This window comes from Swingsia samuiensis, assembly GCF_006542355.1.
Lineage (GTDB): Bacteria > Pseudomonadota > Alphaproteobacteria > Acetobacterales > Acetobacteraceae > Gluconobacter > Gluconobacter samuiensis.
Genome location: NZ_CP038141.1, coordinates 1,832,880 through 1,847,275, shown reverse-complemented (window position 1 = coordinate 1,847,275; position 14,396 = coordinate 1,832,880). Strand labels below are relative to the sequence as shown.

The 14,396-nt window shown below is 46.9% G+C and carries 16 protein-coding genes; 4 read left to right on the top strand and 12 right to left on the bottom strand.

Annotated features, from left to right (window positions below; genetic code table 11):
- Window position 1 precedes the first annotated feature (1 nt).
- The 12 genes from E3D00_RS08775 to E3D00_RS08715 form a co-directional block, all read right to left on the bottom strand.
- Window positions 2–1,384 (bottom strand): PQQ-binding-like beta-propeller repeat protein, encoded by a 1,383-nt coding sequence (locus E3D00_RS08775; protein WP_141461788.1) that lies wholly within the window; start codon window positions 1,382–1,384, stop codon window positions 2–4.
- Window positions 1,384–2,064, bottom strand: a complete 681-nt coding sequence (locus E3D00_RS08770) for a tetratricopeptide repeat protein (protein WP_246091417.1) — start codon at window positions 2,062–2,064, stop codon at window positions 1,384–1,386. The genes E3D00_RS08775 and E3D00_RS08770 overlap by 1 nt, the downstream gene beginning before the upstream one ends.
- A gap of 455 nt (window positions 2,065–2,519) precedes the next feature.
- Window positions 2,520–2,891, bottom strand: coding sequence for a hypothetical protein (locus tag E3D00_RS08760; protein ID WP_141461783.1), 372 nt, complete (start codon window positions 2,889–2,891; stop codon window positions 2,520–2,522).
- Window positions 2,892–2,937: 46 nt separating this feature from the next.
- Window positions 2,938–4,257, bottom strand: a complete 1,320-nt coding sequence (locus E3D00_RS08755) for a dihydroorotase (protein ID WP_141461780.1) — start codon at window positions 4,255–4,257, stop codon at window positions 2,938–2,940.
- A gap of 28 nt (window positions 4,258–4,285) precedes the next feature.
- On the bottom strand, window positions 4,286–6,043 hold the full coding sequence (asnB, locus tag E3D00_RS08750) for an asparagine synthase (glutamine-hydrolyzing) (RefSeq protein ID WP_141461778.1): 1,758 nt from the start codon (window positions 6,041–6,043) through the stop codon (window positions 4,286–4,288).
- A gap of 3 nt (window positions 6,044–6,046) precedes the next feature.
- Window positions 6,047–7,048, bottom strand: coding sequence for a glycosyltransferase (locus E3D00_RS08745; protein WP_408909371.1), 1,002 nt, complete (start codon window positions 7,046–7,048; stop codon window positions 6,047–6,049).
- 64 nt (window positions 7,049–7,112) lie between these two features.
- Window positions 7,113–8,024, bottom strand: a complete 912-nt coding sequence (locus tag E3D00_RS08740) for a glycosyltransferase family 9 protein (protein ID WP_141461773.1) — start codon at window positions 8,022–8,024, stop codon at window positions 7,113–7,115.
- The gene (gene dnaQ / locus E3D00_RS08735; protein WP_141461772.1) at window positions 8,021–8,710 is read right to left on the bottom strand and encodes a DNA polymerase III subunit epsilon; all 690 of its coding nucleotides are present in this window, start codon (window positions 8,708–8,710) and stop codon (window positions 8,021–8,023) included. The genes E3D00_RS08740 and dnaQ overlap by 4 nt, the downstream gene beginning before the upstream one ends.
- The gene (coaE, locus tag E3D00_RS08730; protein WP_141461769.1) at window positions 8,707–9,312 is read right to left on the bottom strand and encodes a dephospho-CoA kinase; all 606 of its coding nucleotides are present in this window, start codon (window positions 9,310–9,312) and stop codon (window positions 8,707–8,709) included. The genes dnaQ and coaE overlap by 4 nt, the downstream gene beginning before the upstream one ends.
- A 3-nt stretch (window positions 9,313–9,315) precedes the next feature.
- Window positions 9,316–10,146, bottom strand: a complete 831-nt coding sequence (locus tag E3D00_RS08725) for a shikimate dehydrogenase (protein ID WP_141461767.1) — start codon at window positions 10,144–10,146, stop codon at window positions 9,316–9,318.
- Complete coding sequence (locus tag E3D00_RS08720) at window positions 10,139–10,906, bottom strand: N-formylglutamate amidohydrolase (protein WP_141461765.1); 768 nt, start codon at window positions 10,904–10,906, stop codon at window positions 10,139–10,141. The genes E3D00_RS08725 and E3D00_RS08720 overlap by 8 nt, the downstream gene beginning before the upstream one ends.
- Window positions 10,907–10,960: 54 nt before the next feature.
- Complete coding sequence (locus E3D00_RS08715) at window positions 10,961–11,533, bottom strand: TlpA family protein disulfide reductase (protein ID WP_141461763.1); 573 nt, start codon at window positions 11,531–11,533, stop codon at window positions 10,961–10,963.
- 15 nt (window positions 11,534–11,548) lie between these two features.
- On the opposite strand from E3D00_RS08715, the gene argH reads away from it, so the two are divergent.
- From argH to E3D00_RS08700, 4 genes are all read left to right on the top strand, one after another.
- On the top strand, window positions 11,549–12,985 hold the full coding sequence (gene argH / locus E3D00_RS08710; RefSeq protein ID WP_141461761.1) for an argininosuccinate lyase: 1,437 nt from the start codon (window positions 11,549–11,551) through the stop codon (window positions 12,983–12,985).
- A 3-nt stretch (window positions 12,986–12,988) separates the two neighbouring features.
- On the top strand, window positions 12,989–13,126 hold the full coding sequence (locus tag E3D00_RS10555; RefSeq protein ID WP_181441958.1) for a hypothetical protein: 138 nt from the start codon (window positions 12,989–12,991) through the stop codon (window positions 13,124–13,126).
- A 203-nt stretch (window positions 13,127–13,329) separates the two neighbouring features.
- Complete coding sequence (locus E3D00_RS08705) at window positions 13,330–13,902, top strand: HNH endonuclease (RefSeq protein ID WP_141461759.1); 573 nt, start codon at window positions 13,330–13,332, stop codon at window positions 13,900–13,902.
- Between the two features lie 35 nt (window positions 13,903–13,937).
- Entirely contained in the window at window positions 13,938–14,366 is a 429-nt protein-coding gene (locus E3D00_RS08700) for a CHRD domain-containing protein (protein ID WP_141461757.1), read from the top strand.
- Window positions 14,367–14,396: the final 30 nt, after the last annotated feature.

Sequence of the window (14,396 nt, the reverse complement as noted above, 5' to 3'; positions counted from 1 at the left end):
CTCAGCCATATGCTCGCAAGACAGCATCCTGCGACAATGCCAGAACAAGCCCATCGCATACGATTGGCTGCACTTCACATGAAGCTGGTGTCTTCTGTTTTAAATCAATATTTCCCGTCACTGCATCGACAACAACCATTCCTTCTTCTGGAAGTGTTGAGAAGCAAACGAGCTTACCATTTACAAGGAGAGGACCAACCCAGTCCACAACTCCTTTTTGAGCTTGTTCCTTACGGAAACGACGCAACTGCGTAATCCAGCGCACATGCCCAGACAAACGATCGAGACATGCAAGTTGTTGGTCTGTCGAAAGCACAAAAATCCAGTCACCGCAGATGCATAGTGGTGTCTGTCCACTTACTTCACGCTCCCATAAGCGGCGGCCTGAATGCATATCAATCGCTACAAGAACACGTGACATGGAAATAGCATAAGCCGTGCCATCTTTAATGACAGGTGCCCCACGAATACAGGAGAAATCAAGCATTGCTCCCATACCATTGGAACCACCAAGACTATCGCTCCACACAACTTCGCCAGAGGTGGCACGCAATGCCACTAAATCACCACTTCCAAAGCCGGCCAGAATCACACCATTCTGGATAGCAGGGGAAGACTGACCGAAAATGACGGTATCTGCCGTCGTCGCTTGATAGGTCCATATTTGACGGCCTGTCGCAGCATCCAAGGCAAAAAGACGCTCATCAATCGTGCCAAACACAACCAAGCCATCAGCAACTGTTGGAGCAGAGCGCCCAGGCGTTCCTAGGTCAACAGCCCATTTTTGCTTACCCGTCGCTGCATCCACCGCTACAGCTTGGGCTACACCATCCACAATATAAAGGGTGTCCCCATCAAGCGCGGTCCCCCCACCAATATTAGTCGAACGGGAACCATGAGGCGCTGGCTGACGGGTCCATAACCGGTTCATTCCCGGCCACGTCCATGCTTTTACAACACCTTGTGCATCTGTAGTGAAGATACGACCATTCCCAATAACAGGAGGAGATTGGATCGCCCCACGGTTATTAGGCAATATTGCAATACTGGAGAGAAAGTTATCGGGGCTAACCTCTGCACCAATCGAACGGCTCCATTTTAAATGAAACCCTCCCCCAGCAGCATTAACCGCTTCATGATCTGCCCCATACCCAGACTGGAACCAATGATCCACCGGTTGAACAGCAGGAAGATTAATGGGGGTATGGTCTTCTGGGTCTACAGTTAAACCAGCACCTGTTGAAAGAACATCAACGCGACGTCCTGCTAATACAGGCTTTTTATCGCTCTCAAATAGGCCACACCCACCAAGTGCTGTCAAAGCAACACCTGAACAAGCAGCTTTTAACCATGAACGACGGTCCATAGATGAACGATCACGCATCAACCAGCATCTCCAAGGGTTTCAAGAAGAGCCTGTGCACGATTACGCACACCCTCAGGCGCTTCACTACTTTCAACAAGTTGCGTCAATAAACGACGCGCTTCTTTCTTTTGACCAGAGGTAGCATCCGGACGCAAGTCCAACGCAACCAAGCCTTCCTGTGCTAAAAAGACCCATGCTCCACCGCTCTGAATCAAAGCTTCAAAGCCGCTTCTTAAGTCTTTTGCCGGTGCCGTATTAATTTGGGCATTCAGCGCCATATACCGCGCCAGATCTCTCAATGGTTTCTCTGCACTCGTATCATGCGCCACATTATTCCACATGGTTAATGCAGCCGCCGAATCATGATTGTGCATTTTCAAGTCTGCAAGGCGTAAAGCAGCGTAAGAACGAACACCTGTCGGGCCATGAAGAGCCAGATTCTGAAAAGTGTTTTCAGCCTGTATAATTGTAGCCTTATCGTGATTTGCATCCGCTAAAGAAGCCATTGCAGTGAAATATTGCTGAGAGGCAACTTGCTGCATTTGTTTCTGGGAATGAACTTTCCACCCCCAAATGCCGCCCCCAATTGCCCCAATCACAACAACGCCTGCAATAACGACGCCAAATCGACGGGTTGCTGCACGAATACGTTGTAGTCGAAGCTCTTCGTTCACCTCGGTGATGAAATCGTCCGCCACTAGGTCCCCTGTTGGATCAGTCTCAATAAATTATGCCGACCATACAAGAGCCAGCCGTTTGCGGCAAACGCTTCCAGCATTAAACCGACATTTCATGCTTAAATAAATAATTTTAAGCACTCTTTAACGTTTACATCCCATACTCTTTCATATGAAGTTTAAACCCATACCCTCTCTTTTTGCACTTTTAATGCCTTTAAGCGGGTGTGCGCCTGACCGAATAGCTTCGGCCTTAACGCAAAAAGACTGTAATACCGCGTATCTTTATGACGATGAAAGCTTCTGCTCTCGCCCTGTCGGGCCACCACCACCACAGCCATACTGTACAACAGGCTTTGAAGGAACAACTTGTTGGGCAAGACCAGACCTCATGCCAAACGTTGCCCATCAAACTTATGAAGGCCCCACTTCCCTGACTCCTTTACAAAATCAAGAAAGAATGGGGCTTTAATCTCTTAATGATGTCCGAGTTTACGACCTGCCGCCGTTAATGTTGCAGAAAGTTTTTGAAAAGTTGCAGCAATGCGAGCCTGCACAGCAGCACTTCCTGCATGAATATGAGAGATTCGCGCACTAGCCTCTTGGCTGATTGCGGTTTCTTCCCGATTTGCCTGAGTTGAAACACAAGCATTATACGTCCGTGCCTGCTTCTCGTATGCCGTCACACGATCAACGCTCTCATTATACTGCGCAACCGTACCAACTTTAATAACTGGCATAGCAGGTTCTGCACCACATTTAGAGGCAGACCAGTTTGATTCGGCCGCGAAAGAACTACCAGACATTAATAATGCCAATCCACACACCACTACCACACGTCGAATCATAATATTCTACTTTCTCGCATCAAAAATATGTGCGCCTAAGCGCAGATCAAGGCGCAAATTTGGCAAAGCGTCCCGTCGCGTTACCAATAACCTCATTATTTTTCATAACAACCGTTCCACGAACAATGGTCGCCATAGGCCACCCTTGAACTGTGGTCCCATCAAAAGGCGTCCAACCCGCCGGGGAGACAATCCAATCATTGGTAATTTCGCGCTGGGCCTTCATATCGACCAAAGTGAAGTCTGCATCAAACCCAACCGCCAAACGACCTTTTGTTTGCAGTCCATAAACACGAGCAGGACCAGCAGCCATCACATCCACAAGACGCGCCAAGGACAAACGCCCTGCATTCACATGGTCCAACATCACAGGAACAATCGTCTGTACGCCTGTTAACCCGGCGGGACATGTCGGCCATGGGCGTTTTTTTGCTTCCAGAGGGTGCGGAGCATGATCGGATGAAACCACATCCACACGACCATCCTGCACGGCCTTCCAACTTGCTTCGTAATGATAACGATCCCGCAAAGGAGGATTCATTACAGCGAGGCCTCCCAGCTTTTCGTAACATTCCGGCCCAACTTGCGTAAGATGATTAACCAGCACCTCAACAGTGGAAACATCTCTATATTCAGCCAAATACTCTAATTCTTCAGCCGTGGATGTATGTAAAATATGCGCTGGACGGCCTGTCTTACGCGCTATCGCCATAATACGGCGTGTTCCTAAGAAAGCGCACTCCACGTCCCGCCATACACTATGCATCTCGTAAGGCTGGCCTTCATGAAACATCGATTTGCGTTCTTGCAAACGATATTCGTCTTCTGAATGAAAGCACACTCGACGATGGCCAGACCGCATAACAGCTTCAATCCCAGCATCATCTTCAATCATTAAATCGCCGGTAGAAGACCCTGCAAAAACCTTAATGGCACACACACCGGGCTGTTGCTCCAACATAGCTAAATCTGGTGTGTTCTCTCGGGTTGCACCAATATACATACCCACATCAACATGAGCGACTTGGCTAATATGCTCACGTTTCCAATCCAACATTTTCTTATCTGTCACACTCGGAGACGTATTGGGCATATCAAAAACGGTTGTTACCCCTCCTAATGCAGCCGCGCGGGTCCCCGTCTCCAATGTTTCAACAGCTGCATTCCCAGGGTCACGCAAATGAACATGGCTATCGATCAAACCAGGGAGAACATGTAACCCTTTTGCATCAATAATCTGATCAGCTTCATCCTGATGCGACACAGATAAAGACGCTATTCGGCCGTTATGAACCCCAATATCTGCTTCACTCTCACCCCATGGGAAAACACATTTTCCACCACGTATGATCAAATCGTAATGCATCTTTTTTCCTTATCTCTCTTAAAAAATATTAAACCGCACAAGACAACACATCAAAAGTATCCCCCTCCACAGGAACCCCTTCAACATGATGACGAAACCACAATACGTAAAACAATAAACTCCAAGCCTGGCGACCGTAACGCCGCTGAGAGGCTCGCTCAAACACCTGCGTTATATCCTGCTCAGTCATAACGCCTTTCAAGCTTGGATGTCGCGCAACGAATGGAGCTAATTGAGCGGCTTTCTTCTCAATCCACACCCCAATAGGCACCGTAAATCCCTTCTTCTCTGCAAAAGGGTTACTGTGGGGAGCATTGAGAGCCAACCATTGGCGCAACAACCATTTTCCGTACTTGCCTCGGATTTTGAATTGATCTGGCAATGACCATACTGCCTTCGCAATAACTGGATCCAACAAAGGAGTACGCCCTTCTAGACTATGAGCCATTAAGCAGCGATCCAACTTTAGGAGGAGATCATTCGGGAGCCATTCTTCAATATCCAATGCCTGAACTGCATTCAAACGAGAGGTTTTTTGTGAAAAACCCTTTCTCGCGAGCCCTTCTCGCCATTGGCGCTCCTTCTTGGGAAAGGTGGCCCCAAAGGTTCCCGTTTTCCAAGTTTTACGGCCGCCTTTCCACCATGGCTTTAATGCACGACGATAGCGACCATAGCCTGCAAAAAGCTCATCCCCTCCTTCACCACTTAAAATAACCGTAACTGCTTTTCGAGCTTCCCGCGCAAGAAGCCATGTGGGAATAATCGCGTAATCAGCAACAGGATCATCCATACAAGCTACAATTGCTGGCAAATTATCCCACACCATCTGTTCGGTAATCGTAAAGACGTGATGCTCGGCCCCTACAGATGCAGCAAGAGCGGCTGCAGCCTCTGTTTCATCATTAGAACCCGCATCAAAACGGGCAGTCCACGTTCTGGGATGTGTAAGACCAAGTTTATGGCCCGCCACTAAAATTGCTGAACTATCAATCCCTCCAGAGAGAAACAAACCTCGTGGAACATCCGCCCGCAAATGAGCATGCACACTATCTAGAAGCGCTTTATCCAATTCCTGCAACGCTTGCTGATCGGACATAGGCCCAACAAACTTTTTGGCTTCAGAAGTAGCCTTCCGACGATAATTTTCTACTATTTTACCATTAACAATACGAATAGTTTCTCCCGGTAACAAGCGACGTATCCCCGGGAAAATTGTCTCTTGCCCAACGGTAAATTGTAATTGCAGCAACTCATTACGCGCCTGCGCCCGAACCTCTCTTTGGCCAAATCCTGCAACAAGCAAAGCCTGAGCTTCTGAAGCAAACGCAATTCCCTCATCATAATGAGCAAAATATAAAGGCTTAATGCCAAAAGGGTCACGCGAGAGAAGCAACTCATGTTGTTCTTTCTCGTCTTTTAATGCCGCAATAGCATACATCCCGCGTAAGGCATGCGTATATCCCACTCCATCTTTTAACATCAGATGCAAAGGGGGTTCACAATCACTATGTGAAGAAAAAGAACTATCGGAAAATTGTTCCCGAATTTCTGGATCATTATAGATCTCGCCATTCGCAACGAGAGCACCGTTTTGATACAAAAAAGGTTGTGCCCCCCCTTCTATATCAACGATTGACAAACGTCTGTGCCTTAATGCAGCACTAGACGAGTCAAAACGACCACCCCCATCAGGGCCTCGGTGGAAAAGCGCTTGAGACATCTTCTCCAGAGCTTCTTCAGAGGGCTTAAAGCCTGGCAGACAAGAAATTCCGGCAATTCCACACATTAATCAGCTCACTTCTTTGTCCAGAAATTCAGACCAGTGCTTCATAACAACGTCTTGTGAAAACTCACGTTCAAAACGGACACGACCATTATGCCGGAGTGTTTGCGCCAACACAGGGTCATGCAGGATTTTTTGAATTTGCTGAGCAAAAGATCGTTCATTTTCTACCTCAGCTAATAAACCATCTCCTGTTTCAGCTAAAATTTCCTGCGGCCCTTGAATATTACTTCCAACAACAGGCACTCCCGCCGAAAGCCCTTCAACCACCACGTTACCTAAAGGCTCAATGCGCGAAGAACATACCATAACATCACACGCACGTAACCAAGAACTCGTGTCTTGCACCCACCCGGGAAGATACACCCGGTCTGCTAATTTCTCTCTCATGATTAATTCTTCTAAATTTTTTCGTTCCGGCCCCTCTCCAGCTATAACCAGATGAACCTTGGGCAGAAAAGTCATTGCTCGAATTAAAACATCGAAAGCCTTATTCTGATGCAAGCGCCCTAACGCCAACACAAAAGGAACGTCTGAAGGCAGAAAATCTGGTCGCGCCGGAACACTTCTTGATAAATCTTTTGCAAAATTAGGCAGATAATGAACATATTGCGATGGCCAGCCCTGCTCACGCATCCACCGTGCCAAACCCCTTGTATTCCCTATTAAATGCCGACAATTTTTATAATTCGATAGGTCATAATACCCTCCAAGCCGCCCAGCTGTCACCCAAGACCCAGATGGCATTTTTTTTGCCGCACGGCTCATCCATGCGATCGCAATATCTGGTTTAAATTTATGAAATGCTGATTTTAACTGATATTTTGTCCCAACATCCAGCGCTCCCCCAAACCGAAATGTTTGAGTTGTCACCTGCGCTGCATGCAACCGATTTTCACGCTCTTTATTGCGCCTTATAAAAGCTTTAACAAACCGTTGATCCTGCGCCTGTGCTGCCAACAGACGTTCAAAAAACAATTCAGCTCCACCATGTGCTGAACCAGCCATAACATGTGCTACGCGGGCTCTCCGTTTTGACAAAATCTGATCTTCCATCAACTCTTAGGTCACATTACGTTTTAAAAGACTGTGCCTGATTATTCAAAATATCGCAGGCCACTTGCACAACATTTTTAATCTGCAATCCATCTATAGGTGCCTCACCCTCCAAACCGGGTGCTGCAATAGCATACGCTCTTTCCCCCGCTGGTGCGTATTCAGACATTTTTGATGGCCCAAACAAACCAAGCGTTGGCACACCGGCTGCTGCGGCCAGATGCATCAAGCCTGAATCATTCCCTACAAACAACTGACATTTTTGTAAAAGGGCCGCCACCTCACCAATTGTATGGTCTCCTCCTAAATCAATCGCATCTGGGGGTAAATCCTGCAAAACAGCACGTGCTATCCTACGCTCCCGGTCTCCCGGGCCGTAGATCACAACCGTACGATACCCCTTTTCTTGCAACGCTTGAGCCAACCCAACAAAGCGATTAGCTGGCCAGATTTTCCCATCCCAATTCGCAGTTGGCCCCAATGCAAGCCACTTTCCTTCTGGCAGAATACGGGCAGCATATTCTTTTTGGCGTTGTGAAATCCATACCCGTGGCATTGGAACCGTATCATACTTCAAGGCACGAGCAAGCTGCTCAATTTTTCGTCCTTTTCGCCGTCCACCTCTTACAATGATGCGCTGACGTGACCATAAAAAAGCGCTTAAAAGAGACCCCCTCAAATCAACCGTTAAAACCCAAGCGATGGAAATACATTGCATCCATAAATCGATCCAATGCCGATCATATTTTTGTTTTTCCATAACAATAAGCCGCTCACATTGCGGATGAGCTTCAAATACACCGGCAGCGACAGGGCCGCATACTATGGTAAACAGCGCTTTAGGATAACGTTTTTGTAACGCATCCAAAATACCCGTCGAAATAACAGCATCCCCTAAACGATTAGAGGCAATAAAAAGAATTCTCATTCAGATCGACGCCAAACCGGGTCTTTCAGCGTATCAATAAAGGCTTCATGCATCGCAATTTCTTCGGCGGTTGGTGGCGTCATCTGTCTTGGTATCCGATCACTCAAAGTGTCTTGCCCCTGCAAGGACCTCCTGTTGCGTGCCGGGCCAGACAAGCCCAGCCCTCTTTGACGACCGCCAATTAATTCCAGATAAACATCGGCCAACAAACGGCAGTCAAGCAATGCATTATGTGTTCCTCGTTCAGAAAGATCTATATTAAAGCGTCGGCACAACGCATCCAAGCTTGCTGGGAGCCCCGGGAATTTCTTACGAGCCATCTCAACCGTATCAACCGCTCGGCTTTTATAATCCAACTCAGAAAAACCAGCCCGTGATAGCTCTGCATTAACAAACTTAAAGTCAAAACGCGCATTATGAGCGATCATGGGAGAGGCTCCAATAAAGCCTAAAAACTCTTCTGCTATTTCTGCGAATTTGGGTTTCCCTTCCAAATCCTCAATCCGAAACCCATGAACTTTTGTGGCTTCTTCAGGAATATCACGTTCAGGATGAATCAAGACATGAAACTGTTTTCCTGAAGGCAAATCATCTATCAGTTCCAAAGCCGCAATCTCAATAATCCGATCACCCTGCTCAGGATCAAACCCCGTTGTTTCTGTATCAAATAAAATAGAGCGTTTCATGCTATCTCTCGTATATGATGCAAAAAGCGAGCAACCTGTTTTACCGTATTCGCTTTTGATAATCCTGTTTTAATCACAAAATCAGCCCGACGGCGGCGTTCCTCATCAGACATTTGTCGCTTCAAAAAACCCTGAGCCTGCTTTTCCGACATCCGTACATTGCCTTTACCCCGCTGTCGAATACGCGCCAAACGCGTAGAATATGGCGCTTCCACAACAACAACCCAATCACATTCCTGATCTGCATTTATTTCCATTAGTAATGGAATATCCAACACACATTCTCGTTTTCCTCTTGCGCGACAACGTCTTAAAAATAACTCACGTTCTTGACGGACTAAAGGGTGAATTATTTTCTCCAGTATCCCAAGCGCCTCAGGACGAGACAAAACTTCTTCTCTCAAAACGGTTCGATCAAGTTGATTGTTTTTAACCGCTTTGGGAAAATGCTGCGCAATAAACGGAAAGGCCCTACCCCTTGGCCCCTGTAACTTTCGAACAACAGCATCCGCATCAAATACAGGGATATGTGCCTGACGAAACAACGATGCAACTGTACTTTTCCCTGCTGCCATCCCGCCTGTCAGACCAATAACCTGCATCTCTTAACGTAAGCTCGCAGCTAGAAGCTCAAAAGTGTCCTCGTCAACTTTCGGCTCAACACCAAACCAAACGCGAAAACCAACACGCGCCTGATAAATCAACATCCCTAATCCATCGACTGTTTTTAATCTCTTACTTTGAGCCGCCATCAGGAACGGTGTCTCCCGAGGAGTATACACAATATCTGCAACACAAAGATGGGGACCTGCCTGACTTAACAAAGGCAACCAATCAAACTCTGATCCCCCTTCCATTCCTAAAGACGTTGCGTTCACCAAAAGCGAGCACCCACTCAACAGCGCAGGCCAATCATACCATGATACAGCCTCTCCACCCTGCATGGCAGCAGTCAGGGCCTCGGCACGCTCTAGCGTTCTATTCGCTATGACAACCTCACACCCTCGGTCCAACAAGGCCGCTGCCACAGCACGCGCTGCACCGCCCGCTCCCAAGATCATCACTCGGCCCTGAATTTTTACACCGTGTGCAATTAAATTCTCACAAAACCCCGTTCCATCCGTACATTCTCCAATAATACGCCCATTCTCAAAAAAAACCGTGTTCACAGCGCCTGCCCGCTTAGCAGTATCTGTCAAATCATCACATAAACGCATCGCGGCTTCTTTATGTGGGATTGTAACATTCACCCCCCTAAAGCCAGCAGCCATCAACCCTTTCAACGCAGCGCTAAAATGCTCTGGTTGAGTGGGAAGAGGCAGATACGCTCCGTTCACTCCATTAATACGACACCAGTAATTATGAAGCATAGGAGATCGAGAATGCCCCACCGGCCACCCCATCACGCCCGCCAGTTTTGTACGTCCATCAATCATGAGCCATTCTCTCCCAAACCATTGGCAACAAGTAGGCTAAACGCTCTGCCCATAAATGCTGCCCAGCCTTATCTCCAATAAGATCCTGACGGATTTCAATTTCCAAATAAGGTAACCCCTTCGTTTCCGCATGATATGGAACGGTATAATCGCTTGTATCCGTCAAAACATACGGCTCATTATCCCCCACACATAACTCAGGGTCTTCACGCAAAAGATTGAGCATAATCTGAGACATTCTTTTATCTCGATTATGTAAAATCCCTATATCCCATGGCCTTTTCTTACCACCAAATTGAGGGGTAAAGCTATGCAAAGCAATTAAGGCTGTTGGCTTTTGACCACGCTGCGACAACACTTCTTCAATCACATCATGATAAGGGTGCAAAATCTCTTTCTCTCGCATCTGACGGCATGTTTCAGGTGCATGAATATTCCCTGGAACAGCCGTTTCATCGCTCACATGCGGGATTGAAGTTTTATGACCTGGCGCTCGATTACAATCGATGACCAACCGTGAATAAACCTGCTCAATCAATACGGAGCCAAGAGCTTTATGCAGAAGCTGACCAACCTCACCAATGCCAATATCCCATGCTATATGCCGGTCCCAATCTTCTTTACCGACACCTAAATCACCTAATTTTTCAGGGACTTTTCGCCCCGCATGGTCGCTTACTAATACAAACGGAGAGGGTTTCCTTTCGGGAAACATCAAATAGGGTGCAGGATCAATAGAACTCAGTAATGTATTCGACATAAAAACCTTCATCTCATCACGAAAAAATTCTTTAATAATATTTAAATTTACACCTTAGAGCTGCCTCAAAACCTGATGAATCTGCTCTCCAGCATCTGGAACTCCCCAATTAATATCACCCGGAAAGGATGACCGGATAGCCCCCTTCGCATCAACAAGGAAGGTCGTTGGCAAACTAACCTCACTCACCTTCGCCCATTGGCCAAGTTTCTGCCAATCAGCAGTCCATGATCCAATATGGGAAAGCCCCTCTCTGTTCAAAAACTCTGATACTTTTTGAGAATCGTGACTCGCTAAAGCAATAGGCAGCACAGGGCAAACACTTCCCCACTTGGCGATAAAGCCATCCAAAGCGGGTAATTCCTTTTTACATGGAGCACACCATGTCGCCCATGCATGCAAAATTAAAGGTTTACCTTGCCAAGAGGATAGCAATTTTTGCTCCCCCTTTATATTTTGAACAGCCAAGTCAAACGAAGGCACAAAAGGCGAATTGAACTGCAATGCAGATAAAATAGACTTGGGTTGACTATCATCCGCATGTGCGGAATTGCATAGCGGCGCCGCTGCGGCTAGGCTTGCCCCTCCAATAAGAAAAGCTCGCCGGTCGATCTGCTTCTGTTTCATCCTATTATGGTTATCATGAAAAACGCTCCTGTCGAAAACGAAATTGCTCTTTCTCCAAACTTTGATGCCAATACAGCCAATCCTCAATGGGGAGGACGGTTCGCTTCTGGCCCTGCAGCCATTATGACGGAAATTAATGCGTCCGTTGGTTTCGATAAAATTTTATGGCGGCAAGACATTAAAGGCTCTCTCGCGCATGCTGCCATGCTTCATAAAGTTGGCCTTTTAAATGAAACAGAACTTGCTGAAATTCAGCAGGGACTCAGTGACATTGCGCAAGAAATTATTAATGGTGATTTTACTTTCTCACCCGCGCTTGAAGATATCCACATGAATATCGAAGCGCGTCTTTCCGAGCGTATTGGAGAAGCTGGAAAACGCCTTCACACCGCCAGATCCCGCAATGATCAGGTTGCTACTGATTTTCGCCTATGGGTTCGTGATGCCATTGACGGGTTGTTAGACCAAACCTCAGCTTTGATGCGTAGCCTTGCTACCCGCGCTTTGGAATATCACGCAACACCAATGCCTGGGTTCACACATTTGCAAGTAGCTCAACCCGTTACGTTCGGGCACCACCTACTTGCTTACGTTGAAATGCTCTCTCGTGATAGCACCCGGTTACATGATGCACGCCAACGATTGAATGAATGCCCATTAGGTTCTGCGGCTCTTGCAGGAACATCTTTTCCTATAGATCGTAAGATGACAGCAACAGAACTCGGCTTTGATCGCCCAACCGCCAATTCTCTGGATTCTGTTTCAGACCGGGACTTCGCCTTAGAGTTTCTTTCTGCTCTGTCCTTGCAAGCCATGCATCTATCACGTTTATCAGAAGAAATTGTGATGTGGGCCTCGGCTCCTTTTGGCTTTATCACACTTTCTGATGCGTTCACGACTGGCTCTTCCATTATGCCTCAAAAACGCAATCCAGATGCGGCAGAACTGGTTCGTGCAAAAATTGGGCGTATCCTTGGTGACTTCACCGCCCTGATAACAGTTATGAAGGGCCTTCCGCTTGCATATGCGAAAGACAGCCAAGAAGATAAAGAGCCTGTTTTTGATGCAACAGAGGCCATGACACTCTCCCTAGCCGCAATGGATGGGATGATCCGCGATTTAAAGCCAAACGAAGCACGCATGCGTGAAGTCGCAGGAATGGGCTTCTCCACAGCAACCGACTTAGCCGATTGGCTGGTCAGAGAACTCCGCGTTCCTTTCCGTACAGCTCACCACGTCACAGGGCGACTTGTCGGCTTAGCAGAGAAAAAGAAATGCGATCTAGCAGACCTTTCGTTACAAGAAATGCAGGATGTTGAACCAAATATTCATGCTGGCATTTTTGATGTATTAACGGTTGAATCTTCATTAGCCTCTCGCACCAGCTTTGGTGGAACAGCTCCGAAAAACGTTCAACACCAAGCACAAGCATGGCTCGAAAAGTTAGGATAATTTATGAAAAAGCTTTTACTTGTTAGTTTAGCCTTAACAAGCCTTGGTCTATCTCTCAGCGCTTGCGGAAAAAAGAACGCACCCGAGCCAGCGGGCCCGGCTTCTGAAGTTATTTACCCACGTAACTACCCAGCACAATAGCCAAACATTCTAAGGAGAGCTCATTAGCTCTCCTTTTTTGTTAAGGCATATCAAAGAGCTACGCCTTTAAGGAGCCTCACCCCTTGTAATCCATCTTGCCGAGAACGTATTTTACTGAAATACTCACAGCAGAGAAGCCGACGACACTGTTTTTCGGTCTACTGTTTTACACCGAGCAAATATGTGTCGTCCTTATTAAAAGGATGCGCGTGGTGTCAGCCAATAGTCAGCATTTTCCGGCTCTTGTCCTTAATGCCGATTTTCGGCCCTTATCCTACTTTCCTCTTTCTGTATGGTCTTGGCAGGAAGCTATTAAAGCCGTTTTTCTCGATCGCGTTTCTGTTCTTTCTGAATATGAAGACGCAACGGTTCACTCTCCAAGTCTCAACATGAGGCTTCCAAGTGTTATTGCCTTAAAAGACTATGTTCCAACCTCTCGAAAGCCTGCTTTCACACGTTTTAATGTTTTCCTTCGTGATAATTTTACGTGCCAATATTGCAATGATCACTTCCCGACACAGGAACTGACATTCGACCATGTTATTCCGCGTTCTAAAGGAGGCAAAACAACTTGGGACAATGTCGTCACAGCATGCAGCCCTTGTAACCTGTTAAAAGGCTCTAAGCTGCCTCAAGAAATAAAAATGTTCCCTCGGCAAAAACCGATTTGTCCGAGTAGCCGGCGCCTACAAGAGAATGGAAAAACCTTTCCTCCGCATTATTTACATGAAAGTTGGCGCGATTACCTTTATTGGAATACTGAACTAGAAACATAATGTTTCTATGTCACATATAAATTAGGCCATATGCCATGCTAAGTCGTTTATTTTCTACAATTCTTATTGCAAGTTTTGCAGCAGTTCCTTTTTATGCTTCTGCTGAGACCGTCCAGCTTTTTGGTCCCTTTAAAACAGAACATAATGCAACGACACCTGTTTCAGGCTCTGTTTTTGCAACATTAGATACCGACCAAAACACTTTGATGTATAACATAAAAGCCGAAGGTTTATCTGGTCCTATCACCACAGCTCATTTGCACGGCCCCGCTGAAGCCAATATTGATGGAAAAGTCATCTCCCCGCTCCCCGGCCCTTTTAGGCGCCATATGGATGGAACCGTGCACCTGACACCAGACCAACAAAAAATAGTCATCTCTGGCAAAAGCTATATCAACCTGCACACTTCACGTTACACGACCGGTGAAGCACGCGCCCAACTTACTCCAATTTCTACAAAATAACGTCTTTATGACCCGCTTCACCAGCGGGTC